This window comes from Paraliobacillus sediminis, assembly GCF_003426055.1.
Window position 1 is genome coordinate 166,917 of the sequence record NZ_QJSI01000003.1, and the last position, 25,291, is coordinate 192,207.

The following is a 25,291-nucleotide window of genomic DNA, read 5'->3' on the forward strand; positions in this document are numbered from 1 at the left end:
ATCTTTAATCACTACTATATAAATACATACAACAAGATATGGAGGGAATAATAATATAATATGAAGAATAAACTAGAAACAAATTTAGACGCATTTAAAGACAAGTTAATAGAGATGAGTGACTACTTATATCACCATCCTGAATTAGGTAGTCAAGAATACCAATCGATGAAACTGCTGGTTGAATTTTTGCAATCACATAATTTCGAAGTGGAAACAGGTTTAGTTGATCGTGAAACGTCATTTAAAGCTGTTTATGATAGTAATAAACCCGGACCAACAATAGCATTTATGTCCGAATATGATGCTCTACCTGGTGTAGGACACGGTTGTGGTCATAATATGATCGCCACAATGGGGGTTGGCGCTGGTGTGACCTTGAGTAAGGTCATAAACGAAACAGGTGGTAAAGTTGTTGTTTTAGGAACTCCAGCAGAGGAAACGAACGGTGCCAAAGTGCCGATGACTAACGAAGGGATTTTTGATGACGTTGATATCGCAATGATGGTACATCCAGGAGATGTCTCATCAAAGAGTGGTCATTCATTAGCAATGGATGCAATTCAATTTTCCTATTATGGTAAAACAAGTCATGCAGCAGCTGCTCCTGAAAAAGGTATTAATGCATTAGACAGTGTGATCCAATTGTTTAATGGTATAAATGCATTAAGACAACACGTTCGATCTGATGTCCGTATTCACGGTGTAATAACAGAAGGTGGGGTTGCAGCAAATGTTGTTCCTGACAAGGCAACAGCACAATTCTATGTACGTGCAAAAGATCGTGCTTATTTGAATGAGGTAGTGGAAAAGGTAAAGAATATTGCAGAAGGTGCTGCTTCTATGACTGGTGCAACAGTTGAAATAAGTAACTATGAATTAAGTTATGATGATATGCATACGAATGAAACGTTGTCTGCTTTATTTACGGAGAATTTATATGCAGCTGGTGAAACAAAAGTTAATCCAGCCAATGCATCATACGGTTCGATTGATATGGGAAATGTGAGTCAAGTTGTGCCAGCAATTCACCCGTATATTGGCTTCGATCATCCTGGTTTAATCGCACACACAACCGAATTCGCAGATAAAACAATTACCGAAAAAGGACATACCGTAATTGTTCGTGGTGCATTAGCGTTGGCGATGACAGGATATGATATAGTAGCAGATGAAATGTTACTTGAAAAAATAAACAAGGAATTTAACGCGCAATAACTAAAAAGCAAGGTAATTTTTGATTTACTCTTCCCAAATGCATAAAAATTTGTTAAAATGCAGTATCGTGTATAAATATACGCAAACAAAAAGAGACAAAAGAAGGGAAGATTAAGATGAAGAAACAATTTTTCTTATTGGTAGCACTTATTGGGGTATTTTCACTATTGTTAGTAGCGTGTGGTACATCTGATGAAGGAGAAACAACAGAGGATGCAACTGAAGGAACGACAGATTCATCAGAGTCGGAAGAAAAAGAAGTATTAGAAATGGCGACATCTGCTGATTTCCCACCATTTGAATCACGTAACACGGATGGTGATTTTGTTGGTTTTGATATTGATTTAGCGAATTATGTTGCGGATGAACTTGGATATGAACTAGAAATTACAGATATGAACTTTGATGGTTTGATTGGAGCGCTACAAAATAATCGTGTAGATGTAGTACTATCAGGTATGTCAGCGACAGACGAACGTGCTGAAAACGTAGATTTTTCTACAGCATATAATCATTCTGGTGAAATGTTTGTCACACTTAAGGATTCAGAAATCACTTCATTAGAAGATATAGAAGGAAAAACTGTTGGTGTTCAATTAGGTACGATTCAACAAGATGGTGCAGAGAAGATTCAAGAAGATACAGACTTTGAAATAAAACCTGTTGATACTGGATCGATACTGATTCAAGAATTAATGTCTAATCGAATTGATGTAGCATACATGGATAAAGCTGTAGCTACTGGTTATATAGAAGAGCAAGATCTAGCTGGATTTGATGATCCAACAACAAGTTCACCAGGAATGGCAATTGCATTTCCAAAAGGAAGCGAAATGGTTGATGAAGTGAATGAAGTGTTAGCTCAAGCAGAAGAAAGTGGCTTTTTACAAGAATTAAAAGATAAATGGTTAACGGAAGAGTAAAGTAAAGTGTTGAAATAAAATATTATAGGAAGAAATGAGGTGTAAGGCATGAATTTGGATTTTAGCCAAATCGTGCCTTATATTCCTTTTATGATAGAAGGAATATGGGTAACATTAAAGTTTGTATTTGTCGCTATTATATTTGGTTTTATTTTAGGAACCATCTTAGCATTATTTAAAATTGGCAGCATTCGTCCACTGAGATGGTTTGCTGATGCATATACTTCGATTTTTCGTGGAACACCGTTAATTTTACAATTGATGATCATTTATTTTGCAGTTCCACAACTTACAGGATATGATATTCAACCCTTCTTATCAGCGGTCTTAGCATTTGGGTTAAATTCATCTGCGTATGTATCAGAGATCATTCGTGCTGGTATTCAAGCAGTTGATAAGGGTCAAACTGAAGTTGCACAAGCATTAGGGATACCGTATCGTCAGATGATGACTGATATTATACTACCACAAGCAATGAAAAATATTTTGCCGGCGTTAATGAATGAATTTATTACTTTAACAAAAGAATCAGCATTAGTCTCAACAATTGGTTATCTAGATCTAATGCGTCGTGCACAGGTCGTTGGTGCTGATTTGTATCGCAATTTTGAACCGTTGTTATTTGTTGGTGTGATATACTATCTATTAGTTATGGCACTTACGATAGCAGGTAAGCTAGTGGAACGGAGGTTGAGGATTAGTGATTAAAGTAGAACATTTATCTAAAAAGTTTGGAAACAATGAAGTATTAACAGACATCTCTGCGGAAATTAAAAAAGGGGAAGTTGTCTCGATTATTGGGCCTTCTGGTTCAGGTAAATCAACTTTTTTACGATGTATCAATTTATTAGAAAAACCGACAGAGGGTAAAATATATATTAACGGTCAGAGCTTAACAGATCCTGCGACAAATATTATGAAAGTAAGAGAAAAGATTGGCATGGTATTTCAACACTTTCACTTATTCCCTCACTTATCTGTGTTGGATAATTTAACGTATGCACCGATAAAAGTAAAACGTGAATCAAAAGCTGAGGCACAAGAAAAAGCGAAAGAGCTTTTAGCTAAAGTCGGTTTAACAGATAAAGAGGAAGCTTATCCAAGCAGTCTTTCAGGTGGTCAAAAACAACGTGTCGCAATTGCTCGTGCATTAGCGATGGAACCTGATTTAATGTTATTTGATGAACCGACATCAGCTTTAGATCCTGAAATGGTTAAAGAAGTACTGGATGTAATGAAAGATTTAGCGCACTCTGGTATGACAATGGCTGTCGTAACACATGAGATGGGCTTTGCTCGAGAAGTTGCTGATCGGGTGATCTTTTTAGATCACGGTAAATTAGTTGAAGAAGGCGAACCAAATCAGTTCTTTGATAAACCTAAAACAGAGCGTGCTGCAGCATTTTTAGAGAAAATATTATAAGAAATCTTCACTTAAGAGTTAACTTTGATTAGTTAGCTCTTTTTTTTTGTAATAAATCATTTAAATTGACCGTAAATCACAGTCACTATATAATAGTTATAAAAGGTTATGAAGCCTTGAATGTATAGTAGTACTATTAAGGTATAACATGTAAATAAAATGAAAGGGTGTTTTTTATGAATCCTTTATTATTTGAGAATATGCCATTTTTTATAAAAAGAGAAATGGAAAAGATAGCAGAACAGGTTCACCCATTAATGAAAAGGAATTCGCGGTATGTATTATTTGCTTTTCCGCTCATGTTAGTAGGCGGAATAAATTTGATAATCATTGCTTTTCAAAGTAGTTGGAACTCTGAAGCGTTACCGATTGCAGGTATTTATGCTTTTATTACCTCAATAGGCATGGCATTGTATAAAGAATCAAAACATGTTAATAAAAAGATACATCAAATTGGTAAAAAACATATAATTGAGCGTATCCAGACTAGCCATATTGTTACGGATGATAAGAAAAAAGCATATATAAATATGGTAAAAGAACACTCTAAAATGAGTCTGCAAATCTTTTTTAAATTTTTAAATGAAGAGAACAAAGAAAAGCAAAATACGTTTTAACGTAGCACGAAAAAAAACTAGTAACCACGTTAAGTGGTTACTAGTTTTTTTAATTTGTTGAAAAATGTTCATATGTTTTTCTTGAAGGTATTGGTATAATTAGGTGCACTTATAATCACAAGGATTTTTGCCTCAATGTTGCTTTACATGATATATATATGGATAACTTTTTATGTGGGATGTAACGCTTAATTTTCTTTGCTACTTATATTTCGCACGAGTATCTCTTCTTTTAATAAAAATATAAATTGGTTATCTAATTTTAATCGCATTGCAGTTTTATAGGCTTCAATGAGCTGTTTATCTGTTAATTGATTCATCTCATCTCCCACTTTCTTTGTGGTGTAATGTAATGCTCTAGGAATACGGATTCCTTAAATGGGTTATATTGTACAATAAACTAAATTTTAGTTGTTATATCGGAGAAAATGTTATAATATTATTTGTACTAGATTTATATTGTTAAATAAATGAAATGAACAAGAGTGTATTAAGAGGTGGAGAGATGACTACATTAATTGAATCAATGGAAACTCCTGTCGATAATTTATTAGGTTTATTTTTATATGCTGCCCTATTTATTCTTATTACTGGCTTAATAATGAGCCTGCTATTACATTTTATACCTAATTCCTTGAGTAGGACGTTAAAAAGCTTTATTGTAGGTATAGCTGTATTTAGTTCACTATTTTTTTGGTGGTATCTTATTGTAGTATGACAATTCCGCACCATGTTTACTTAATAAGTCTATTCTCCTTTCTATTTTTCCCGATATTTTGAAATATAAACATACTTTATACTTTTTTTATGTTACTTATAGTAATATAATTGAAAGCGCAACCACGAAAGGGAGACGTGTTAATTATGAAATCAAAAGATATTCAAGCGATGACGAATAAAATAAAAGAGAATATACAAAAAGTCATTGTTGGAAAATCCGATGTTGTTGAACAACTCTTAGTAGCGTTACTTGCATCACGTCATGTGTTGTTAGAAGATGTTCCTGGCACAGGGAAAACATTGTTAGCAAAATCTTTGGCGACTTCACTAGACTGTAGGTTTAACAGGATACAATTTACACCAGATCTCTTGCCCACGGATGTAACGGGACTGACGATCTATCGAACGAATAAGGGTGAATTTGAATTTCAACCGGGCCCATTATTTACGAATCTGCTATTAGCGGATGAAATTAATCGCGCAACACCTCGAACACAATCCAGTTTATTAGAGAGTATGGAAGAACGACAAGTAACGATAGATGGAAAAACTTATATACTGGACCGGCCGTTTATGGTAATAGCTACACAAAATCCGATCGAGAATCAAGGAACATTTCCATTACCAGAAGCACAGTTAGATCGTTTTTTCTTAAAAATAAAAATGGGCTATCCAGATAAAGAAGAAGGAATGGAAATACTAAAGCGCTTTAAAGATAATGATCCATTAAAGTCACTTCAAGCAGTTGTGAATAAAGAAACACTTGTAGAAGCACAAAGTCTATTTACAGGTACATATGTAAGTGATGAAGTATTAGAATATATAATGGCGATTGTGGAGGAAACAAGGCACCATCAAGAGGTATTAATTGGAATCAGTCCTCGTGGTTCACAAGCGTTATTGCGAGCGGTACAAGCATACGCAACAATTAAAGGGAGAGAACACGTCATCCCTGATGATATTAAAATGATGGCAAAATCTGTTCTAAGTCATCGATTAGTCCTAAAAACAATGGCTAGTAGAAGCTTAAATGGAGCCGATCTTGTTATTGAAAATATATTTGAGCGTATCGCAGTTCCAACCGAATCATTTTCAACAGAAGGTTCATAAATTATGAATATCGCTTGGATCATGTTCGTAACTATTTTACTCATTTATATGCAAGGTATTCTTTTTCAAAGATGGGGCTTAGCTAAAATAACGTATAATCGGAAATTTAACAAAGAAGCTGTTTTTGAAGGACAACATGTAGAGCTTATTGATCAAATAGCTAATGAGAAGATATTGCCATTACCGTGGGTACGCTTAGAATCTAAAATCAATCTAAATTTAGAAATAAAACAGACAGCCGATCACTTGTCAGAAGATAAACAATTTCATCGTACATTATTTAGTTTTCTACCATATCAAAAAATAACGAGAAGGCACGAAGTAACATGTTTAAAGCGGGGTGTATATAAACTGCAGACGGTGTCACTTGCAACAGGTGACCTATTTGGTTTTAAAGAAAGGTTTCAGCAATTTGATACGAATGCAGTGTTGACTGTCTATCCGAAATTATTAGAGTTAGAGGAGTTATCCTTACCGGTGCATAGCTTTATAGGTGAACAAACAGTAAAAAGTTGGATTATGAATGACCCTTTTATGAAGATTGGTACACGAACTTATCAAGAATCTGATCCAATTAATACGATAAATTGGAAAGCATTTGCACGGACAAGTCAATTACAAGTAAACATGTATGACAATACTGCAGATCATTACGTCATGATTTATTTGAATGTCGATCAATCTGACGATATTAAACTACCAATTGAAGATAAACAATTAGTTGAAAGTTCTATTCGGTACGCGGCATCAATTGCACATTATACAATTAGCAAAGGGATTGAAACAGGTTTTGCAACAAATGCCGTATTGGAAAAAGATAAATTTGAGCAGATAAAACCGTTTGTTAATATATTTCCTGCAAGCGGTGATGGACATTTATTTTATTTATTGGATTCTATGGCACAACTTACATACGATCGTAGTAGGAATTTTCATTATTTGCTTAAAGATGCAGTTAGTAATGACAGCAGAAATATTGATTATGTATTGATCACCCCTCGCATTTCAAATGAGACACAACACCAAATTGACCAACTTCGAAATAAAGGCCATGCCGTTGAAATAATTTGGATGACTTCAGAAGATGTTGATCAACCCAAAGGAGGAGAATTGTGATACAGCGTAATGACGTATTTCAAACCTTTCCACAGACTTTTATTGAATATATAGGGTTCTTTCCTATATTACTTGGTGTAACAATTTGGTTCGTCCCTGTCTCTTTATATGTGTACTTTTTAATAGGGATACTACTCTTATACATGCTAGGCATTTGCATTGGCAAGTTCTTTCAAAAAAAAGTATTAATTACTTTAAGTATATTTTCTATTGCGCTTATCCACATGCTTTTATATGATGGTACACTCATTCAAAAGATTGGAGTCTTACTATTAAGCAGTGGCATTCTCTTTCGTGGAATTCAATACAGTAGAACGAATTGGAACGTACTACTCCCTGTTCATATTATGTGGTCATTTGGAGTACCGTTATACTTTATCAGTTATTTCATTTATCGTTATACAACAGCATTCGAAACGTATTTACCAGTCATAACTGCAAGCGGCATAGTGTTTTTAGTACTTTTACTTTTTAGATCAAATACAAGTCATTTGGAAGAGGCAACTTTAGATAATAATGATAAAAAGTCGGTTAACGCGGGTATTCGAAAACAAAACTATGTCTATATTACGATCATGCTAGCTGTTATAACAATATTTACACAGTTCGGTTTAGTCAAAACAATTATAATAACTACGTTACGGATGATGTTTTTAACAATTTCTAGTTTTTTTGGTCTCTTTGAAAGTGATGCCCCTATAGAAGAACCAGTACAAGAAGCACCAAGTGAAATGCCTTTTCAAGTGGAAGAAATAAATGAACCATCTCAATTTGCTCGAATTCTGGAAATGGTCGCCACTATTACTGCTATTGTCGTGTTTATAGTAGCTGTAATATTTATCGTGTATAAAATATCAAACAACTTCAAAAAATTTATTGTATGGGTAATTTCCATCATTCACCGTATGATAGAAATAATAGGTGGGAAATCTTTACTTGATAAAAACACACAAACACACCCTGATGAAAAAGAAACATTATTTGATTGGAATAAATTTCAAAATAAAATAAAAGGACAGACAAGTAAGTTTGTGAAATTGCGCTTGTTAAAACAAAAAAAATGGGAAGTACTATCAGAAACCGAAAAAATTCGTTTTCTATATCGCCAATTTGTTAAAAAAGCGCAAGCTGAAGGATACGAAGTAATGAAGAATGAAACGGCACATGAACTTTTAACTCGAATTGATCAAGATCAATTATTGGAAAAAGAAACACGATTAAAATTAGACCAACTATATAACCAAGCACGGTATAGTCAAGAACAAGAACAGCTTAAAAAGGTTAATAAAGATGATTTCCAACAATTATTCAATAAATAATAGAGAAGATGCATGAAAGATAATTGTATTATTTGACTCTCATTCTAATTATTCATATAATTATCTTGAATTCAAGATACGAACGAATGAAAGGAAGGGAAATATAAAATGAAACATATATTTAACGAAGGTACTTCAGATCGGACATTATTATTATTACATGGGACAGGTGGAACAGAGCAAGATCTTCTACCGCTAGCTGAAATAATTGATCCAACTGCTAATGTTCTAAGTGTCAAAGGAAATGTTTCTGAAAATGGTATGGCACGTTTCTTCAGGAGATTAGAGGAAGGCGTTTTTGATGAAGAAGATTTAATAAAGCAAACAACAGAGTTAAATGAATTCCTATCAGAAGCAGCAGATAAGTATAAATTTGATCGTGCTAATATTGTTGCTATTGGCTACTCAAATGGTGCTAATATCGCGGGGAGTTTATTATTTCACCATGAGCAAGCATTAAAAGGCGCTATCTTACACCACCCAATGGTCCCTAGAAGGAATATCACATTACCTGACCTTAAGAGTGTTGATGTCTTTATTGGAGCAGGACACAATGATCCATTATGCAAGGAAGCTGAGTCCAAGGAATTATATAAAGTTTTAGAAGATAACGGTGCAGATGTTACCCTACATTGGGAAAACCAAGGCCATCAATTGACTCGTTCGGAAGTAGATGCTGCTAAAGTATGGTATGAAAAAAAATATTAAATATTTTTAACATAAAATGTTTGGTTATGCTAGAATTAGCTTATAGTTAAGTTTGACTCAGGAGGTAGTGTACTGCGATGAATACCATTGAAGAGACAATTAATGAAGCTGGATTTGGACGCAAAAAAATCATTAAGAAATATACCGATGTTTTTAAGAAAAACAAGTTAGACACGGACGAAGTATTAATAGAAATGGCAACTACTTTTGATAAGCCGACCGATTTATTATTTGTTACAGATAAACGTGTTTTTTATTTTAAGATGAATACAGAGGATTTATCAGTTGATAAGCGTGTTAATTTTAAAGATGTTTTAAATTGTCAAATAGAGGATCAAGGTACTGAAAAGCGTTTTGCAATCGGTTCTCGTTCACAAGACGTGCCAATTAGTAAATTGATAGTAAATACAAGTATTGGGATAGTCATACAAATAGCAAAGGTCCCAACTGAAATTGCCGAACAAGTAAAACAGACAATTAATTCGAAAATAATATAGTTAGAAAAAAGCTGTAGGATACTATAATCCTGCAGCTTTTTTATTAGTTCTGAAGTACCTTTTCTTAATAAGAGTTGTTATTTAAAGTCAAAATAGATAAAACTGCAGACACTGCTTGTCAAAAATTACAGGTTGTATTCTAGGGGAATTAGTAAAAAGTATAAGCAGGGGGTGAACAACTAATGCAAAAAAATAGAGGTATGATGCTTCCGATGCTTGCATCTATTGGTGTAGGTGCTGCAACTTATTACAGCATGAGACGTAATGGTGGCGGAAAAAATGCGATGAATAAAATGACTTCTGCTATGACACAAAATAAAAATATGTAACAAACTAACGAGTAGGCGAATAAATCAATTCGTCTGCTCGTTCAATTTAAAATTCATTAAGTGTATACATGGCGATAACGATCTTCTTTTGTTATAATTAATGAAACTATACAATACATAAAGGAGTTTTACGTGATGGGGAAAAATTTAATAGGCTATATTGGTTCGTATACAAAGAAAGCAAGTGAAGGGGTATATAAATTTACATTAGATTTGGAAAAAGAAATGATTACCAATGTAACTCCTGTAGCAAAGCTAGATAACCCAACATACCTTACGACAACGAAAGACAACAAGTTTCTGTATGCGGTATCAAAAGAAGGCGAAGAAGGTGGTGTAACGGCATTTTCTATAAATGAACAGACAGGAGACTTAACACAATTAAATAGTTTGGCTTCTGCTGGTTCACCACCTTGCCATGTTAGTGTTTCAAAAGATAATGCGAATGTGGTTACAGCAAATTACCACACAAAGAAGGTAGAATCTTATCTAACTTCTGCAAATGGTTCGCTGCAATCACTTGTAGATGTTGCAGAACATGAAGGATCTGGACCACATGACCGTCAAGAAAAACCACATATCCACTACGCGGGCTTCACACCAGATGAGAAACATTTAATCGCAATTGATTTGGGTAGTGATCATGTAATTACTTATGCTGTAGACAAGGGTAAATTAACGAAAGTTCAAACTTTTGAACCAAAACCTGGAAGTGGTCCGCGTCACATTGTTTTCCATCCAGATGGTAAACATGCATATATTATGACTGAATTAACATCTGAAGTTATTGCATTAGAATATGATGCAAAAGATGGTCACTTTACGGAAATACAAGCTATTAAAGCTATTCCATCGGATCACACTGATGTAAATGATGGTAGTGCTATTCATATAACAAAAGACGGTAAATTTATTTACGTAGCAAATCGTGGTCACAACAGTATTGCAGTGTTTGCAATAGATCAAGCAACAAATAAACTCACTTTTGTTGAATGGACAGCAACTGCAGGTGATTGGCCAAGAGATTTCGCTTTAGATCCTACTGAAAAATTCTTAGTTGCAGCTAACCAAAATTCAAACACATTAGCACTCTTTAGTAGGAATGAAGAAACAGGAAAACTAACATTGTTACAAAAAGATGTTACAGCACCAGAAGCAGTTTGTGTTAAATTTTTAGAAGCCTAAAAAAGATGGACCTTCGACTATAGAAGGTCCATCTTTTTAGCGCTAACCCAATCAAATAAATATTTATTTATTAGCGTTGACTTTACCCTTTGCTCATCTATAAGAGGTTTCTCAATTTGGTTTTCTTTATTGTATAAACTTTTTACCATATATGTGAAAATTAGGTAGTGGACTTTTAATTAACATTTGAGGTAATTTTCAGTTTACAAGATGATTTGACTATGTATTATCAAAGTGATAATATTATCACAAAAAGGGAGGGGATGTTATGGACCAAAAAGTTATGGATTGCTTTACACACCCAGTAAAATGCAAACTGTTATTAGAGCTACATACTGCTGAAAAAGCAACCGCTAAGCAACTTGCGGAAATATATAACGATATTCCACAAGCAACCCTTTACCGTTATCTGAAACGTATGACAAATGACGGTATTTTGAAAGTGGTTGAAGAAAATCAAGTGAGAGGGACTATAGAAAAAACTTATGCGGTTGCCATTAAATTAGATATCAGTGGAGAAGAGTTAACCGGTCCAAATGCGGGTGATGCTTATATACAAATGTTTACGCAATATGTTTTTAGTTTTATCAAACGATTTCAAGAGTATTATAAAAATCCGGATATAGATATTCAAAAAGATCAGTCGGGCTTTTCTCTTGCGCCAATATATGCAACCGAGGAAGAATTGGCCTTGGCGATAGAGGAATACGCGAAAATTATTCAACCGCTATATAAGAATAGGCCTAAGTCGGATAGAAAATTACGAAATGTTGGCTTGATTATTTCACCGCCGGAAAATCACAATAAATAGTCTTTCAAAGCTTTCTTGTCGCCCATAGACAAGGGGGCTTATCTATTGACATTATATTATCATAATGATAATATAATCAAAAAGATAATGATTATATTATTTTGAGAGGTTATAAATACAATTATTGAACAGGGAGGAAAACACATGAAAGCAATTATCGCTGAAAAGCTGACAAAAATATACGCTGGAGGAAAAAAAGCATTGGATAACGTCAGTTTTGAACTCAACGAAGGGGAAGTATTTGGTTTTTTGGGCCCTAATGGGGCTGGAAAGACTACTGCGGTAAAACTTTTAAATGGCATGATCTCTCCATCAGAAGGTTCTTGCCATGTTTTTGGTATGAATTCCTCGGTTAGAACAGAGGAGGTTCACGCTATATCTGGTGTGGTTACGGAACATGCACAAATGTACGACAACCTAACCGGACTGGAAAACATTATTTTTTATGGTACGTTATTTGGAATACCAAAAGAAGAAAGCCGTAAACGAGCACTTGCGTTGCTAGAGAGATTGGATCTTACTGCTACCAAAGACAAAAAGCTGGCCACTTACTCTACCGGTATGCGCCAACGTCTTTCATTGGCTAGGGCCATGATCCATGCACCAAAAATACTATTCCTGGATGAACCTACCTCCGGCTTGGATCCTATGAGCGCACAAAGTGTAAATAATATGATTAAAGAATTGGCACACGATAAAGGAACTACGGTTTTCCTATGTACGCATCAGTTACGATACGCTCAAGAGGTCTGTTCCTCCTATGGGTTGATTGATGATGGGACATTGTTGGCAGTAGGTAGTATTGATGTTTTGCGAAGTAACCTTTTCTCCGGGTTAAATGTGCGCATAAAGGCAGATCGTTTTCCTGTAGACGTGTCTTTCAATAGAACTGAAGGACAGTGGGTTGAAATTAATGTGCAGACGGAGGATGATATTCCACCGATTGTGAAACGCATTGTGGATGCTGGTGGCAACGTTTATTCCATATCGGCAAAGAAATTGTCGTTGGAGGAAATTTACTTCTCTCTGATTGAGAAGCGAAAAGAGCAGAAGGAGGCTAAAAAGTTATGAATACAATGCAATCATCTTTAATAAGAAAGGATTTGCGAGGTATCACCGCTAACAAGCGGTTGCTTATAGGCATGATATGCGTTCCAATAGCGCTGACAGTCGTTGTGCCCTCAATTTTTATTATGTTAGTTCATTTTATGCCGAATGATTTGAACGACTTTGAAGCTATGCTCCGTAAGTTACCTATGGGATTACAACTAGATAACATGAAGAACGCTGTTATATCTTTGATAATAAACAACATTATGCCTGTTTTCTTTATCATAATTCCTATTATGACCGCATCAATTATGGCGGCGAGTTCTTTTGTTGGGGAGAAGGAAAAGCGAACACTGGAAACGCTCTTATATTGTCCTCTTTCTCTAAAACAAATATTCCGGGCCAAGATACTATCTTCGTTTATCATGAGCGAACTGGTAGCCATCCTGTCTTTTATCCTTATGACAGTTGTAACTCAACTTGAAATACTGCTGACAACAGGTGGCCTGCTGTTACCGGACATTAGCTGGCTAGTGGTACTTTTGTTACTCTCACCAGCAGTCTCTTTAATTGCAATTACGTTGATTGTGCGGGGGTCAGCCAAAGCGCAGACCATGGAGGAATCTCAGCAACGCAGCTCTCTTTTAGTTTTGCCGATAATATTTCTTGTAGTCGGACAATTTACCGGTCTTATTTTTATTAATATTTGGGTTTTGCTAGGGCTAGGTGTCTTGTTGGCAATGATCGCATGGCTTTTGATGAATGGTTCATTTAAAAAAATAAGCTATGAATCAATATTGCGTTGACGGGATTGTTCGAAACTGCTTTAGTTATCAGGTACCTCGAAAGGTGATGGAGTGTCAAGTTCCGTATGCCAGAAGGTTGTTCGCTTCACTTTTTAGAAAAAAGATTGTGATACATGCAAAGGATCTGTTCAAAAATGACAGATCCTTTGTATTATTGTTATAGTATTTGGGATAAAAATAGCTTTGTACGATCTTCTTTAGGATTATCAAATAATTCTTCAGGAGAACCAGATTCAATAATCTCGCCCTGGTCAAAAAGAACGATGCGGTCAGCAACTTCTCTGGCAAAACCCATTTCATGTGTGACAACTAACATGGTCATACCTGAACGTGCTAATTCTTTCATAACATCTAAAACCTCTTTAATCATTTCTGGATCTAGTGCAGAAGTTGGTTCGTCAAACAACATAATTTCTGGTTGCATTGCTAATGCCCTTGCGATCGCAACGCGTTGTTGTTGACCACCTGAAAGTTGACCTGGATATTTATCGGCTTGTTCAGGAATTCCTACGCGTTCTAATAATTCTTGTGCAAGTTTTTCTGCTGCTGCTTTTGGTTTTTTTCGAACCCATATTGGTGCTAATGTGATATTCTTTAAAATAGTCATATGAGGGAAAAGATTGAATTGTTGAAAAACCATCCCTGTTTCTTTTCGAATTGCCTCAATATCTTTAATATCATGTGAAAGATTAATACCATCAATATGAATTTTTCCTTTTTGTATTTCCTCTAGTCCGTTAATAGTTCGGATAAAGGTTGATTTTCCAGATCCCGAGGGACCGAGTATAACGATAACTTCGCCTTTATTTGCTGTTAATGTAACATCTTTTAACACATGCAGATCACCAAACCATTTGTTTACTTTCTTACATTCTATTATCGGACCTTGTTCTGTTTGTTTCGCGGTACTTTCGATCATATCAATTCCTCCTTATTAGTTATTAGCGTTCACCGACACCTAAAGATCGTTCTAAACGGCGACTAGAGTAGGCCATTGCATAAGCAATTACCCAATAAACGAGCGCAATGAATAGATACACTTCCATATGTCGTCCTAGGTAATCAGGGTTAGACTTGACTGTTTGCGCAATACCTAAAATATCGAATAATCCAACAATTGCAACGAGAGAAGTATCTTTAAACATGGAAATACTCTGTCCCACAATGGCGGGAATTACAGCGCGTAATGCTTGTGGCATAATGATGAATGTCATCGAATGTATGGAATTTAAGCCAATTGCTTTTGAAGCTTCGTATTGACCATTCGGGATAGACTGAAGCCCCCCACGCACGTTCTCAGCCATATAGGCGGCTGTAAATAACGTACAACCTATCATAACGCGAATAATATTGGTGATTTCAAAACCTTCCGGTAAGAATATAGGTATTAATATTTGAGCCATGAACAATACAGTAATTAGAGGAATGCCGCGAATAACTTCTATATAACCGATACAAAAGTATTTTATTACTGGCAGCTTACTTGTACGTCCTAATGCAAGTAAAATTCCGATTGGGAAAGAAAAGATAATCGCTACAGCTGATAATAATACAGTAAAGAGTAAACCACCCCATACATTTGATTTCACTGCAGGTAAGATACCAAATCCATTTAGCAAAAAGATAATTAGTGGAAAGGCTAAACAAAAGCCGATTATCACAATCATTTTTTTCTTTGGTAAATATGGCGTAATAATATATCCTGCAATAATTAACGCGATAGTGGATAGTAACCATAGTTTGCTAGTTCCTGATGTAAACGGTACGACAATATGAACGAGATATAGAAAGATTAATACACCAGAAAGGATACGGGGTGTGCCTTTCCAAATACCAGCTGACATCCCGAATAAAAGAGAGATAAATCCTAATCCAGCCCAAACGCGCCACAGCTCCGATCGTTCATACTGACCAACCATAAACAAGCGGTAGTTATTACTAATTACATCCCATTCGGCAGTGATGAATACCCAATTTGCTGTACCAGAGACTATTTGATAGAGCAAAAAAATTGAAATAAAGGATAATAAAACATTCCACCAACTATTAAACATATTCCTTTTTAGCCACGTTAATATACCTGGTGAATTTTTCGGTGGCTTAATGGAGCTTGTTACTTGGTTTGTATTTGTATTCAAATTCATTCTACTCACCTCTCCACTAAACGAGATTTGGCATTATAGAAATTCATAAAGACAGACGTTATTAAACTTAAAGTTAAGTAAACCAAAATCATAATGACAATCATTTCTATAAAATGTCCTGCTTGATTCATTGTTGTATTTGCAACAAATACTAAGTCTGCGTATCCTGCTGCAATCGCTAAACTTGAGTTTTTAGTGAGATTAAGATACTGACTTGTTAATGGTGGTATGATAATCCTTACAGCTTGTGGAAAAACAACGAGACGCATTGTGGTAGAACTTTTTAACCCCAATGCTTTGGCTGCTTCTTTTTGCCCTTTAGCAACGGAAAGGATACCGCCACGAACAATTTCAGCAATATAAGTTGCTGTATAAATGGTTAAACCTAGTAAAACAGCTAAGAATTCTGGTGATATAATATACCCACCTTCGAAATTAAAAGTACCTAGAACTGGCGTATCTATATTTACTGGCCCAGACACGGTAATCACAAATGCAAGGAGAAGAGAGAGTATTAAGGTTCCTATACCCCAAACAACAGGATACTTTTTATTACCTGTTTCAATTTGTTTTGTTCGTTTTATTTTCCATAGAATGAGTGCACCTACTAGACCAATAAAAAATAGAAGTAGCCATGTAAACGTGTGGGCGTTCATATTTAACCATGGTATCGCAATGCCACGATTACTCAAGAATGCAGGTCCGATCTTTACACTTTCTTCAACAGCTGGCAAGGGTAATAAAACTGCAAAATACCAGATGAATATTTGAACAAGTAAAGGTGTATTACGAAATACATCAATATACAATCCTGCTAATTTTTGAACGAGCCAATTCGTAGAAAGGCGTGAGATACCAACAAAAACCCCAATTAAAGTGGCGAAAAAAATTCCAATTATTGCTACCTTGATTGTGTTTAGAATTCCAACTAAAATTGCTCGTAGATATGTATCAGTGGGTTGATAATCAATCATTGATTCAGAAATGTTAAATGAGGCAGTATTGTTTAAAAATCCAACGCCTAAATCCATTCCAATCCGATCCAATCCAGCACGTGCATTATTAATTAAATAAGCACCAACAAGAAAAATGAAAATGACGAATGTTACTTGAAATAGGATAGGTAGAATTCGATTATCACGCCAGAACGGTGTACGGACAGTTTGTTCTTTATTCATGTTATTCACCCTTCCGTATAGAAATAAATTGACCTGCTCCCTTAACTGAAGAGAGCAGATCTTGATCATTTATTAGATAATCTTAATTGAATGGTGGAGAGTAGAGTAATCCACCATCTTTCCAGTTTGTATTATAACCACGTTCTAAATTAAAGACTGAATCTGTGCCTAAATTACGATTGTATATCTCTTCATAGTTACCAACATGTTTGATTACACGATAAGCGAAGTCATTTGGTAAACCCATTAAACTACCAAGTTCACCTTCGATTCCTAAGAATCTACGAACTACAGGATCTTCACTGTCCATAAAATCATCAATATTTTCAGAGGTGATTTCTAGTTCTTCAGCCTCAATAATTGCAAATGTTACCCATTTAACAATGTTGAACCATTGATCATCACCTTGTCTTACTGTTGGTCCAAGTGGTTCTTTCGATAAAGCCTCAGTAAGGATTAGATGTGCATCAGGTTCAGCTAATGTTGCTTGACGTGAAACTAGACCTGATTTATCAGTAGTCCACGCATCAACTGTACCTGCTTCATATGCCTCAACTAATGAATCGCTATCATCAAATACTACTTGTTCATATTCAATACCTAATTTCCGGAATTGGTCAGCTAAGTTCATTTCTGTTGTCGTACCTGTTTCAACACCGATACGTGCTCCAGCTAAATCAGCTAGAGTAGTTATACCACTCTCTTTTGTTACCATCATTCCTTGACCATCATAAAAAGTAGTTGGGCCAAAATTTGTTCCTAGTTCAGTATCGCGAGTAGTTGTCCATGTTGTATTTCGAATCAGAACGTCAATTTCACCGGTTTGTAAAGCGGTAAAACGTTCTTGAGCAGAAAGGGGTCTTACTTCAATCGCTTCTGGATCATCAAAGATAGCGGCAGCAAGTGCTTTACCAAAATCAATATCAAAACCTTCATAATCACCGTCTTCATTTACATAACCAAAACCAGGTAATTGACTATTACCACCAACAACAACTTCTCCTCTTTCTTCAACAGCAGCGAGAGTAGAGCCAGCGTCGCTGTCAGAAGAAGTTTCTTCCGTATCCGTTTCTTCTTCTGTAGGTGTATCACTTTCATCTGTGCTAGCATCCTCATCGGATGAACATCCAGTTAAAAATAGTGCGAGAATCAAGAAAAAGCTAGCCAATAATGCAGATAAATAATTTTTTCGATTTCTCAAATTAAATCCCCCTTGTTTTTTTAAAAGTTCTATGTAAAAGGTATAGAACTTTGGTGAAAAGTGTTGTTGGAACATCCTACAGACTAAGTGTATAGAGAGTTCACACAAAAAAACACTAGTTTGTAAGATTGCCTGACGATATATTTTGAAAATTCTGATAATTATTTCAACTTTTTGTTAGGTATAGTTTATTAAATGTGAGGTAAACTAACAAAAAAAGAAAGTGTTTGGTGAAAGGGAGTTACTGCAATGAAAATAGGGTTAGCATGTGGTTTTATCGTAATGTGTTTTATGCAGCCAACTATTGTGCAAGCTGCACATGAAGATGAGCGACAATCTGAGAATCATATATGGGAGATCCAAAGGGTTTCCTATCATCATGTTCCAATTTATTCTCATGATTTTAATGTGTGGCACCATTTTATTCAAAAGGAAAAAACGTGCAACGTGATAAATAAAGTTAGAACAGAAGTAAGATACTGCAAAGTACACGATCATATGGAAACAAACGTAACCTCAGAGGAAGTCATACACAGCCATGATCATTAAATTAAGCGGGATATTTATAATATTGATTCATTATATTTATCAACTGCGACGTAACAGGATTTCTTGACCCGCTTCACAAGTGAAATTGACTCCCTTTCCGCAGGCACGGCTTCAGCTAACTTTGGAAAGCAAAAAGCGCTTTCCAAAGTGGATCTTCAGCCCGTGCTGTTCCTGCAGGAGTGTCGTCAATTTCACTTGATACGCTAGTTTCTTATACCGTGATAATAATAGAGATAAATTGCTTCGTTATATAATAATAATGATATTTGTCACAATGATACGCTATCCAGCGAAGGAAGCAAATGGGTGACACTCTAGTGGGAACAGCACAAGCCGAAGATCCACTTGGTAAAGTGTTTTTCTTTACCAAGTTAGCTGAGGCTGTGCCCACAGAAAGGGAGCCCATTTGCTGACGTAGCGGGTAAGGAAGTTACGTCGCAGTTTCTATCTATTGCGTCGTTTAACTAGCAAGAAGGTCTTATAAAAAAACTAAAAAAACCTCCTATAAGGAGGTTTTTTTAGTTTGTGATAACAGCTGGGTGAATGATATGGTTTGATTCGAATTTATCGATTTTATCTGCTTGGGTTAAAGTTACTGCTATTTCATCCCAACCATTTAAAAGCATTTCTCTTTGATACGCCGCAACGTCAAAGCTAGCTTCAAAACCTTCACTATCGTAAACTTTCTTTGATTCTAAATCTACTGTGATGTTATAGTCCTTTGCTTGTGCATTTTCAATTAATTGTTGTGCTTCTTGATCGGTTAAACGAACAGGTAAAATACCATTTTTTGTGCAGTTATTATAGAAAATGTCTGCAAAACTAGATGCTATTATAACTCTAAAACCAAAATCTTGTAGAGCCCAAGGAGCATGCTCACGAGAGGAACCACAACCAAAGTTATCACCTGCAACTAAAATAGAAGCATTTGTATATTTGGGTTGATTTAAAGAAAAATCAGGTCTAGGTTGACCCTTTTCATCATAACGCCAATTATAGAATAAGAACTCGCCAAACCCTAAACGAGAAATTCTTTTTAAGAATTGTTTTGGAATGATTTGATCTGTATCAACATTAGCTCGATTCAGTGGATAAACAAGTCCATTATGTTTGCGAATTGGTTCCATTTGAAGTACCTCCTAATTAATTTAATGGTAAAAGGGGAGTGAGGTAACAAATTAATAGTGGAAATCTATTAATTTGTTACCTCACATCCATTAAGCTTACACACCTACAGGCAAGTTGCGGACATCAACGAATCGTCCTTCAATTGCAGCAGCAGCAGCCATTTCTGGACTAACTAGGTGTGTTTGTGCACCAGTACCTTGACGTCCTTCAAAGTTACGGTTTGAAGTAGAGGCACAACGTTCACCAGAAGGGACAACATCATCATTCATTGCAAGACACATACTACAACCGGCTCCACGCCATTCAAAACCAGCATCAATAAAGACACGATCTAATCCAAGTTCTTCAGCTGCTGTTTTAACAGACTGTGAGCCAGGAACTACCAAAGCGCGTACATTCGGGTGTACTTTTCTACCATTAATGATCTCGGCAGCACGTTGTAAATCAGCTAGTCGTGAATTTGTACAAGATCCGATAAAAACATGCTTTATTTCTACCGATGATATTGGTTTACCGGCTTCTAATCCCATATATTCTAATGCACTAATTATTTCATTTCTATCATTCTCAGATGTTGCATCATCAGGACTAGGAATATTAGCACTAATTGGAATACACATACTTGGGTTCGTTCCCCATGTAACTTGTGGTTCAATTTCTGCTGCATTCATTTCTACCATAGCGTCATAACTGGCACCTTCATCACTAGCAAGTGCTTTCCAGTCTGAAGCCAACTGGTTAAATGTATCTTCATCTTTTGGTATATATTGTTTTCCACGAAGATAGTCAACTGTTGTGTCATCTGGACTTACTAAGCCAGCACGAGCTCCAGCTTCGATCGACATGTTACAGATGGTCATACGACCTTCCATAGATAGACTTCGAATCGCTTCACCGGTATATTCAATGACATAACCAGTTCCGAATTTAACACCAAATTTACCGATTATAGCAAGTATTAAATCTTTAGCCGTTATACCGACACCTAATTTTCCGTCGATTTTTACATTCAAGGTTTTAGGTTTTGCTTGCCAGATTGTTTGCGTAGCAAGAACATGCTCTACTTCACTCGTACCAATACCAAATGCTAAAGCACCAAAGGCACCGTGTGTAGATGTATGACTGTCTCCACATACAATTGTCTTTCCAGGTTGTGTTAAACCAAGTTCAGGACCAATGACGTGTACAATACCTTGATGACGGTGATTAATACCTGCCAAAGGTACACCGAATTCTTTACAGTTTATTTTTAGTTGATCCATTTGTTTTTTTGATACTTCATCTTTAATAACATTTCGGTGCACAGTAGGTACGTTGTGATCCATCGTTGCAAATGTTCGATTTGGTTGACGAACCGTCCGACCTTGCAAACGCAATCCCTCAAAAGCTTGAGGGGAGGTAACTTCATGAACAAGGTGAAGGTCAATATAGAGAAGATCTGGTTTACCTTCTTCTTCATGGACAACATGTTTATCCCAGATTTTTTCGATAACTGTTTTGGCTTTTCCCATGTTAGAAATCACTCCTTTACTTTTGTGAAAATGAAGGTTATTATTTTTGCTCGATATAAGCAATAATAGCTTCAGTCATTTCCTCTGTGTTTATTTTCTTTCCACTTTGAACTTGTAAATCAGCAGTATAGTATCCTTTATCTATACACGCTTCAATTGCTTCTTCGATTAAAGCTGCTTCTTCTTCGAATGAAAAAGAGTAGCGTAACATCAGGGCAGCTGATAATAATGTTGCAATAGGGTTCGCTATCCCTAAACCGGCAATATCTGGTGCTGAACCATGTGCTGGTTCATATAAACCAACGCCATTTTCAGCTAAGCTTGCAGATGGTAGCATTCCTAATGAACCAGTTAAGACAGAAGCTTCATCACTTAAAATGTCGCCAAACATATTCTCTGTCACAATTACATCAAATTGACTCGGATTGGTAATTAATTTCATTGCGGCAGCATCTACTAGTAAATGTTCAACTTCGACGTCTGGATAGGTAGCCTTTTTTTCTTCGACAATTTCTCGCCATAGTTTACTAGATTCTAAAACATTTGCTTTATCAACTGAGGTGAGTTTCTTGCTACGTAATTGTGCACTTTGAAACCCTTTATCGATAATACGTTCCATTTCATAACGACTATAACTTAATGTATCGACAACAGCATTACCATTATCGCGTCGCTCACTAGGTGTTCCAAAATATAAACCACCAGTTAATTCTCTGACGATTAACAAGTCACTGCCTTTAATAACTTCCTCTTTTAATGGAGAAGCACTTAATAGTTTTTTGAACCCTTTAACAGGACGTAAATTCGCATATAAATCTAATGCCTTGCGAATGCCTAGTAGGCCTCGTTCGGGTCGTAAGTGAGAAGGGTTGTTATCCCATTTTGGTCCACCAACTGCACCTAATAAAATAGCATCTGCTTGTTTACAGGCTGAAACCGTTTGATCGGGAAGGGGAGTGTCGTATAGATCGATAGCACTTCCTCCAATTGCTTGCGAATCAAATGTAAAGGTATGGCCAAATTTAGTTCCAATAACGGATAGAACTTCTGTTGCAGCATCGATAATTTCAGGTCCAATTCCATCACCAGGAAGAAGTACTATATTTTTTTCCATCATTTATCCTCCAATTGGTTAGATATTTTCAGACGCATCTATTTTTTTAGTATTATTTTTAGTTAAGAAAATTCTGTTTATTGCATTTATAAAGGCATGAGCAGCAGCTTCTAAAACATCTTGAGCTGTCCCACGACCGCTCATAGAAGTCTTGTATTCTTCTACAGTCATACTTACATGTACCTCTGCTAAGGCATCCGTACCCTTACCAATTGAATTTAATGTGAAATCAGTAAGTTGAATTTTTTCTTCAATTAATGCTTCAATCGTATTATATAAAGCTTCTACGCTTCCTTGCCCAGTGCGAGCAGTTTCTACCTTTTTACCCTCTGGTGTAGTTAATGCAACTGTTGCTGTGGGTAAGTTATGTGTACCATATTGCACTTGAAAAGAAAGGAGCTCATACTTTTTACGCGTACTTAAATCAGTCTGAATATCAGTTAAAATAACAAATAAGTCATCTTCGGTTACTTCTTTTTTTCTATCCGTTAAAAGTTTAAAAGATTTAAAGGCTTCTGTGATTTGTTCTTCTGTTAAAGTGAATTCTAGTTGCTCAATTTTATCTTTAAAGGCATGTCGTCCTGAATGCTTTCCTAGTACTAAGTTATTAGATTGAATACCGACTAGTTCAGGTGTAATTATTTCATACGTTTGCGCGTTTTTTAGTACACCATCTTGGTGAATACCTGACTCATGAGCAAATGCATTACGACCAACAACTGCTTTATTACCGGGAACAACCATTCCAGTAAGTTTACTAATCAGATCGCTTGTTCGCTTTATTTCTTTTAATGTTAAATTAGTAGTATAAGGATAAAAATCTTCTCGTATTTTAAATGCAACTGCTATTTCCTCTAAAGCGACATTACCTGCACGTTCTCCAATACCATTAATTGTACCTTCAATTTGTGTTGCACCATTCTGAATCGCTGCAATAGAGTTTGCTGCTGCCATTCCAAGGTCATCATGACAGTGACAAGATAAATCAACTTTGTCGATATTCGGTACAGTTTCTTTGATGTAATGAAACATTTCGCCATATTCCTTTGGTGTCGTAAACCCTACCGTATCTGGTAAGTTAATTACTGTTGCTCCAGCATCAATTACTTTCTCAATAATAGAGGCCAAAAAAGGTAAATCAGTTCGAGATGCATCTTCTGCTGACCATTCGATATCATCACATTTTTCTTTCGCGTAACGTACCATGTTAACTGCAATATCCGTTACTTCTTCAGCGGTTTTTTTTAATTTATATTCCATGTGAATAGGGGAGGTTGCAATAAAAACATGTATTCTTGGTTTTTTAGCATTTTTAATAGCTTCCCATGCGCGATCAATATCTGATTTAAACGCTCGTGCTAATGCTGTAACCGTCACATTTTCGATTGTATCCGCAATTTTTTGAACTGCATCAAAATCACCTTGGGAGGAAGCAGGAAAACCTGCCTCCATAACATCAACGCCCAAGCGTTCTAATTGTTTAGCAATTTCAAGTTTTTCAAGTTGGTTCAAATTCACACCAGGGGACTGTTCGCCGTCCCGAAGTGTGGTATCAAATATCTTAATTCGAGTCATTCGTGACCACTTCTTTCTTAGCTTTTGCTCTTTGATTTACAAAGGGCATTAACTCACGAAGTTCTTTCCCAACTTTTTCAATTTGGTGTTTATTTTCTGAAGCAGTAATAGCGTTAAACTGTGGACGATTTGCTTGGTTCTCTAAAATCCAACCTTTAGCAAATACACCTGTTTGAATATCAGTTAATACGTCTTTCATGCGAGCTTTTGTTTCTGCATTCACAACGCGTGGTCCAGAAACATAATCTCCCCATTGTGCTGTATCAGAGATAGAGTAACGCATGCCTTCAAGTCCACCCTCATACATTAAGTCAACGATTAATTTAAGTTCATGCATACACTCAAAATAAGCAACTTCTGGTTGGTAACCAGCCTCTGTAAGAGTTTCAAAACCAGCTTTAACTAGGCTACTAACACCACCACATAGAACAGCTTGCTCACCGAATAGGTCAGTTTCTGTCTCTTCTTGGAATGAAGTCTTAAGAATTCCTGCACGTCCTGCTCCAATGCCTTTAGCATATGCAAGAGCTGTTTCCGTTGCTTTACCAGTATAATCTTGATAAATACCATAAAGTGCAGGTACACCAGCACCTTCTTCAAATGTACGACGAACAAGATGTCCTGGACCTTTTGGTGCTACAAGGAATACATCTACATCTGCTGGAGGTACGATTTGATTGAAATGAACGTTGAAACCATGCGCGAATACTAACGCATTACCAGCTTCTAAGTTTGATTCAATACTTTCTTTGTAAATAGTAGGTTGATTTTCATCAGGTAATAGAATCATTACTACGTCAGCTGCTTTAGTAGCTTCAGCAACTGTTTTAACTTCTACACCGTCTTCAACTGCTTTGTCCCAAGATTTCCCTTTACGAAGACCAACAACAACATCAAAACCACTTTCTTTTAAATTCAATGCATGTGCATGACCCTGAGAGCCATATCCAATAACTGCGATTTTTTTTGATTTTAGAACCTCTTCTTGAATATCGTTGTGATATAGTACTTTTGCCATAATGAATACATCCTCTCAAATTTGTTTTGTTTTATATAGTA

Annotated in this window: 27 protein-coding genes; 17 read left to right on the forward strand and 10 right to left on the reverse strand. The window is 36.0% G+C overall.

All coding sequences use genetic code 11. The annotated features are described in order from the left end of the window. Positions 1–60: 60 nt before the first annotated feature. From D2K60_RS13485 to D2K60_RS13505, 5 genes are all read left to right on the forward strand, one after another. On the forward strand, positions 61–1,218 hold the full coding sequence (locus D2K60_RS13485) for a M20 family metallopeptidase (protein WP_117169905.1): 1,158 nt from the start codon (positions 61–63) through the stop codon (positions 1,216–1,218). 116 nt (positions 1,219–1,334) lie between these two features. Continuing rightward, the gene (locus tag D2K60_RS13490; RefSeq protein ID WP_117169904.1) at positions 1,335–2,141 is read left to right on the forward strand and encodes an ABC transporter substrate-binding protein; all 807 of its coding nucleotides are present in this window, start codon (positions 1,335–1,337) and stop codon (positions 2,139–2,141) included. A 48-nt stretch (positions 2,142–2,189) separates the two neighbouring features. Continuing rightward, complete coding sequence (locus tag D2K60_RS13495) at positions 2,190–2,849, forward strand: amino acid ABC transporter permease (RefSeq protein ID WP_117169903.1); 660 nt, start codon at positions 2,190–2,192, stop codon at positions 2,847–2,849. Further along, positions 2,842–3,564, forward strand: a complete 723-nt coding sequence (locus D2K60_RS13500) for an amino acid ABC transporter ATP-binding protein (RefSeq protein ID WP_117169902.1) — start codon at positions 2,842–2,844, stop codon at positions 3,562–3,564. Before D2K60_RS13495 ends, D2K60_RS13500 begins: the two co-directional genes overlap by 8 nt. Before the next feature lie 176 nt (positions 3,565–3,740). Next, positions 3,741–4,181, forward strand: a complete 441-nt coding sequence (locus D2K60_RS13505) for a DUF5392 family protein (protein ID WP_117169901.1) — start codon at positions 3,741–3,743, stop codon at positions 4,179–4,181. Between the two features lie 188 nt (positions 4,182–4,369). Here D2K60_RS13505 and sda read toward each other — a convergent pair whose 3' ends face one another. After that, positions 4,370–4,501 (reverse strand): sporulation histidine kinase inhibitor Sda, encoded by a 132-nt coding sequence (gene sda, locus D2K60_RS13510; RefSeq protein ID WP_117169900.1) that lies wholly within the window; start codon positions 4,499–4,501, stop codon positions 4,370–4,372. A gap of 185 nt (positions 4,502–4,686) precedes the next feature. Between sda and D2K60_RS13515 the strand changes: the two genes are divergently transcribed. The 11 genes from D2K60_RS13515 to D2K60_RS13560 all read left to right on the forward strand — a co-directional run bounded on the left by D2K60_RS13515 (position 4,687) and on the right by D2K60_RS13560 (position 13,832). Next, a complete protein-coding gene (locus tag D2K60_RS13515; RefSeq protein WP_117169899.1) occupies positions 4,687–4,899 on the forward strand; it encodes a hypothetical protein in 213 nt (70 codons plus the stop codon). A gap of 146 nt (positions 4,900–5,045) precedes the next feature. Then, positions 5,046–6,011, forward strand: a complete 966-nt coding sequence (locus D2K60_RS13520; RefSeq protein ID WP_117169898.1) for an AAA family ATPase — start codon at positions 5,046–5,048, stop codon at positions 6,009–6,011. Positions 6,012–6,014: 3 nt separating this feature from the next. Beyond that, complete coding sequence (locus D2K60_RS13525) at positions 6,015–7,127, forward strand: DUF58 domain-containing protein (protein ID WP_117169897.1); 1,113 nt, start codon at positions 6,015–6,017, stop codon at positions 7,125–7,127. Continuing rightward, positions 7,124–8,446 (forward strand): DUF4129 domain-containing protein, encoded by a 1,323-nt coding sequence (locus D2K60_RS13530; protein WP_117169896.1) that lies wholly within the window; start codon positions 7,124–7,126, stop codon positions 8,444–8,446. The genes D2K60_RS13525 and D2K60_RS13530 overlap by 4 nt, the downstream gene beginning before the upstream one ends. A gap of 108 nt (positions 8,447–8,554) precedes the next feature. Beyond that, positions 8,555–9,154, forward strand: a complete 600-nt coding sequence (locus D2K60_RS13535; protein WP_117169895.1) for an alpha/beta hydrolase — start codon at positions 8,555–8,557, stop codon at positions 9,152–9,154. Between the two features lie 77 nt (positions 9,155–9,231). After that, the gene (locus tag D2K60_RS13540; protein ID WP_117169894.1) at positions 9,232–9,651 is read left to right on the forward strand and encodes a hypothetical protein; all 420 of its coding nucleotides are present in this window, start codon (positions 9,232–9,234) and stop codon (positions 9,649–9,651) included. Between the two features lie 182 nt (positions 9,652–9,833). Continuing rightward, positions 9,834–9,980, forward strand: coding sequence for a hypothetical protein (locus D2K60_RS20735; protein ID WP_162880719.1), 147 nt, complete (start codon positions 9,834–9,836; stop codon positions 9,978–9,980). 135 nt (positions 9,981–10,115) lie between these two features. After that, a complete protein-coding gene (locus D2K60_RS13545; protein WP_117169893.1) occupies positions 10,116–11,165 on the forward strand; it encodes a lactonase family protein in 1,050 nt (349 codons plus the stop codon). 268 nt (positions 11,166–11,433) lie between these two features. Beyond that, the gene (locus D2K60_RS13550; protein WP_117169892.1) at positions 11,434–11,976 is read left to right on the forward strand and encodes a helix-turn-helix domain-containing protein; all 543 of its coding nucleotides are present in this window, start codon (positions 11,434–11,436) and stop codon (positions 11,974–11,976) included. Between the two features lie 144 nt (positions 11,977–12,120). Then, the gene (locus tag D2K60_RS13555; RefSeq protein WP_117169891.1) at positions 12,121–13,047 is read left to right on the forward strand and encodes an ABC transporter ATP-binding protein; all 927 of its coding nucleotides are present in this window, start codon (positions 12,121–12,123) and stop codon (positions 13,045–13,047) included. Further along, the gene (locus tag D2K60_RS13560; protein ID WP_117169890.1) at positions 13,044–13,832 is read left to right on the forward strand and encodes an ABC transporter permease subunit; all 789 of its coding nucleotides are present in this window, start codon (positions 13,044–13,046) and stop codon (positions 13,830–13,832) included. The genes D2K60_RS13555 and D2K60_RS13560 overlap by 4 nt, the downstream gene beginning before the upstream one ends. A 157-nt stretch (positions 13,833–13,989) precedes the next feature. Here D2K60_RS13560 and D2K60_RS13565 read toward each other — a convergent pair whose 3' ends face one another. From D2K60_RS13565 to D2K60_RS13580, 4 genes are all read right to left on the reverse strand, one after another. Then, positions 13,990–14,751 carry an amino acid ABC transporter ATP-binding protein gene (locus D2K60_RS13565; RefSeq protein ID WP_117169889.1) on the reverse strand — a complete coding sequence of 254 codons (762 nt, stop codon included), beginning with the start codon at positions 14,749–14,751 and terminating at the stop codon, positions 13,990–13,992. A 22-nt stretch (positions 14,752–14,773) separates the two neighbouring features. After that, positions 14,774–15,976 carry an amino acid ABC transporter permease gene (locus D2K60_RS13570; RefSeq protein WP_117169888.1) on the reverse strand — a complete coding sequence of 401 codons (1,203 nt, stop codon included), beginning with the start codon at positions 15,974–15,976 and terminating at the stop codon, positions 14,774–14,776. Between the two features lie 5 nt (positions 15,977–15,981). Next, on the reverse strand, positions 15,982–17,154 hold the full coding sequence (locus D2K60_RS13575) for an amino acid ABC transporter permease (protein ID WP_117169887.1): 1,173 nt from the start codon (positions 17,152–17,154) through the stop codon (positions 15,982–15,984). 82 nt (positions 17,155–17,236) lie between these two features. Continuing rightward, positions 17,237–18,355 carry an amino acid ABC transporter substrate-binding protein gene (locus D2K60_RS13580; protein WP_240335292.1) on the reverse strand — a complete coding sequence of 373 codons (1,119 nt, stop codon included), beginning with the start codon at positions 18,353–18,355 and terminating at the stop codon, positions 17,237–17,239. Between the two features lie 249 nt (positions 18,356–18,604). On the opposite strand from D2K60_RS13580, the gene D2K60_RS13585 reads away from it, so the two are divergent. Then, on the forward strand, positions 18,605–18,904 hold the full coding sequence (locus D2K60_RS13585; RefSeq protein ID WP_117169885.1) for a hypothetical protein: 300 nt from the start codon (positions 18,605–18,607) through the stop codon (positions 18,902–18,904). Between the two features lie 518 nt (positions 18,905–19,422). On the opposite strand, the gene leuD is transcribed toward D2K60_RS13585, so the two are convergent. The 5 genes from leuD to ilvC all read right to left on the reverse strand — a co-directional run bounded on the left by leuD (position 19,423) and on the right by ilvC (position 25,250). Beyond that, positions 19,423–20,031 carry a 3-isopropylmalate dehydratase small subunit gene (gene leuD, locus D2K60_RS13590; RefSeq protein WP_117169884.1) on the reverse strand — a complete coding sequence of 203 codons (609 nt, stop codon included), beginning with the start codon at positions 20,029–20,031 and terminating at the stop codon, positions 19,423–19,425. A gap of 96 nt (positions 20,032–20,127) precedes the next feature. Then, the gene (leuC, locus tag D2K60_RS13595; protein ID WP_117169883.1) at positions 20,128–21,543 is read right to left on the reverse strand and encodes a 3-isopropylmalate dehydratase large subunit; all 1,416 of its coding nucleotides are present in this window, start codon (positions 21,541–21,543) and stop codon (positions 20,128–20,130) included. A gap of 40 nt (positions 21,544–21,583) precedes the next feature. Continuing rightward, the gene (leuB, locus tag D2K60_RS13600) at positions 21,584–22,657 is read right to left on the reverse strand and encodes a 3-isopropylmalate dehydrogenase (RefSeq protein ID WP_117169882.1); all 1,074 of its coding nucleotides are present in this window, start codon (positions 22,655–22,657) and stop codon (positions 21,584–21,586) included. Positions 22,658–22,675: 18 nt separating this feature from the next. Continuing rightward, positions 22,676–24,232 (reverse strand): 2-isopropylmalate synthase, encoded by a 1,557-nt coding sequence (locus D2K60_RS13605; RefSeq protein WP_117169881.1) that lies wholly within the window; start codon positions 24,230–24,232, stop codon positions 22,676–22,678. Further along, a complete protein-coding gene (gene ilvC, locus D2K60_RS13610) occupies positions 24,219–25,250 on the reverse strand; it encodes a ketol-acid reductoisomerase (RefSeq protein ID WP_117169880.1) in 1,032 nt (343 codons plus the stop codon). Before ilvC ends, D2K60_RS13605 begins: the two co-directional genes overlap by 14 nt. Positions 25,251–25,291 lie beyond the last annotated feature (41 nt).

Excerpts from the sequence above, each read along its gene's own strand:
- D2K60_RS13485 (WP_117169905.1), top strand. The coding sequence starts at position 61 with ATGAAGAATAAACTAGAAACAAATTTAGACGCATTTAAAGACAAGTTA.
- D2K60_RS13490 (WP_117169904.1), top strand. The coding sequence starts at position 1,335 with ATGAAGAAACAATTTTTCTTATTGGTAGCACTTATTGGGGTATTTTCA.
- D2K60_RS13495 (WP_117169903.1), top strand. The coding sequence starts at position 2,190 with ATGAATTTGGATTTTAGCCAAATCGTGCCTTATATTCCTTTTATGATA.
- D2K60_RS13505 (WP_117169901.1), top strand. The coding sequence starts at position 3,741 with ATGAATCCTTTATTATTTGAGAATATGCCATTTTTTATAAAAAGAGAA.
- sda (WP_117169900.1), bottom strand. The coding sequence starts at position 4,501 with ATGAATCAATTAACAGATAAACAGCTCATTGAAGCCTATAAAACTGCA.
- D2K60_RS13515 (WP_117169899.1), top strand. The coding sequence starts at position 4,687 with ATGACTACATTAATTGAATCAATGGAAACTCCTGTCGATAATTTATTA.
- D2K60_RS13520 (WP_117169898.1), top strand. The coding sequence starts at position 5,046 with ATGAAATCAAAAGATATTCAAGCGATGACGAATAAAATAAAAGAGAAT.
- D2K60_RS13525 (WP_117169897.1), top strand. The coding sequence starts at position 6,015 with ATGAATATCGCTTGGATCATGTTCGTAACTATTTTACTCATTTATATG.
- D2K60_RS13535 (WP_117169895.1), top strand. The coding sequence starts at position 8,555 with ATGAAACATATATTTAACGAAGGTACTTCAGATCGGACATTATTATTA.
- D2K60_RS13540 (WP_117169894.1), top strand. The coding sequence starts at position 9,232 with ATGAATACCATTGAAGAGACAATTAATGAAGCTGGATTTGGACGCAAA.
- D2K60_RS20735 (WP_162880719.1), top strand. The coding sequence starts at position 9,834 with ATGCAAAAAAATAGAGGTATGATGCTTCCGATGCTTGCATCTATTGGT.
- D2K60_RS13545 (WP_117169893.1), top strand. The coding sequence starts at position 10,116 with ATGGGGAAAAATTTAATAGGCTATATTGGTTCGTATACAAAGAAAGCA.
- D2K60_RS13550 (WP_117169892.1), top strand. The coding sequence starts at position 11,434 with ATGGACCAAAAAGTTATGGATTGCTTTACACACCCAGTAAAATGCAAA.
- D2K60_RS13555 (WP_117169891.1), top strand. The coding sequence starts at position 12,121 with ATGAAAGCAATTATCGCTGAAAAGCTGACAAAAATATACGCTGGAGGA.
- D2K60_RS13560 (WP_117169890.1), top strand. The coding sequence starts at position 13,044 with ATGAATACAATGCAATCATCTTTAATAAGAAAGGATTTGCGAGGTATC.
- D2K60_RS13565 (WP_117169889.1), bottom strand. The coding sequence starts at position 14,751 with ATGATCGAAAGTACCGCGAAACAAACAGAACAAGGTCCGATAATAGAA.
- D2K60_RS13570 (WP_117169888.1), bottom strand. The coding sequence starts at position 15,976 with ATGAATTTGAATACAAATACAAACCAAGTAACAAGCTCCATTAAGCCA.
- D2K60_RS13575 (WP_117169887.1), bottom strand. The coding sequence starts at position 17,154 with ATGAATAAAGAACAAACTGTCCGTACACCGTTCTGGCGTGATAATCGA.
- D2K60_RS13585 (WP_117169885.1), top strand. The coding sequence starts at position 18,605 with ATGAAAATAGGGTTAGCATGTGGTTTTATCGTAATGTGTTTTATGCAG.
- leuD (WP_117169884.1), bottom strand. The coding sequence starts at position 20,031 with ATGGAACCAATTCGCAAACATAATGGACTTGTTTATCCACTGAATCGA.
- leuC (WP_117169883.1), bottom strand. The coding sequence starts at position 21,543 with ATGGGAAAAGCCAAAACAGTTATCGAAAAAATCTGGGATAAACATGTT.
- leuB (WP_117169882.1), bottom strand. The coding sequence starts at position 22,657 with ATGGAAAAAAATATAGTACTTCTTCCTGGTGATGGAATTGGACCTGAA.
- D2K60_RS13605 (WP_117169881.1), bottom strand. The coding sequence starts at position 24,232 with ATGACTCGAATTAAGATATTTGATACCACACTTCGGGACGGCGAACAG.
- ilvC (WP_117169880.1), bottom strand. The coding sequence starts at position 25,250 with ATGGCAAAAGTACTATATCACAACGATATTCAAGAAGAGGTTCTAAAA.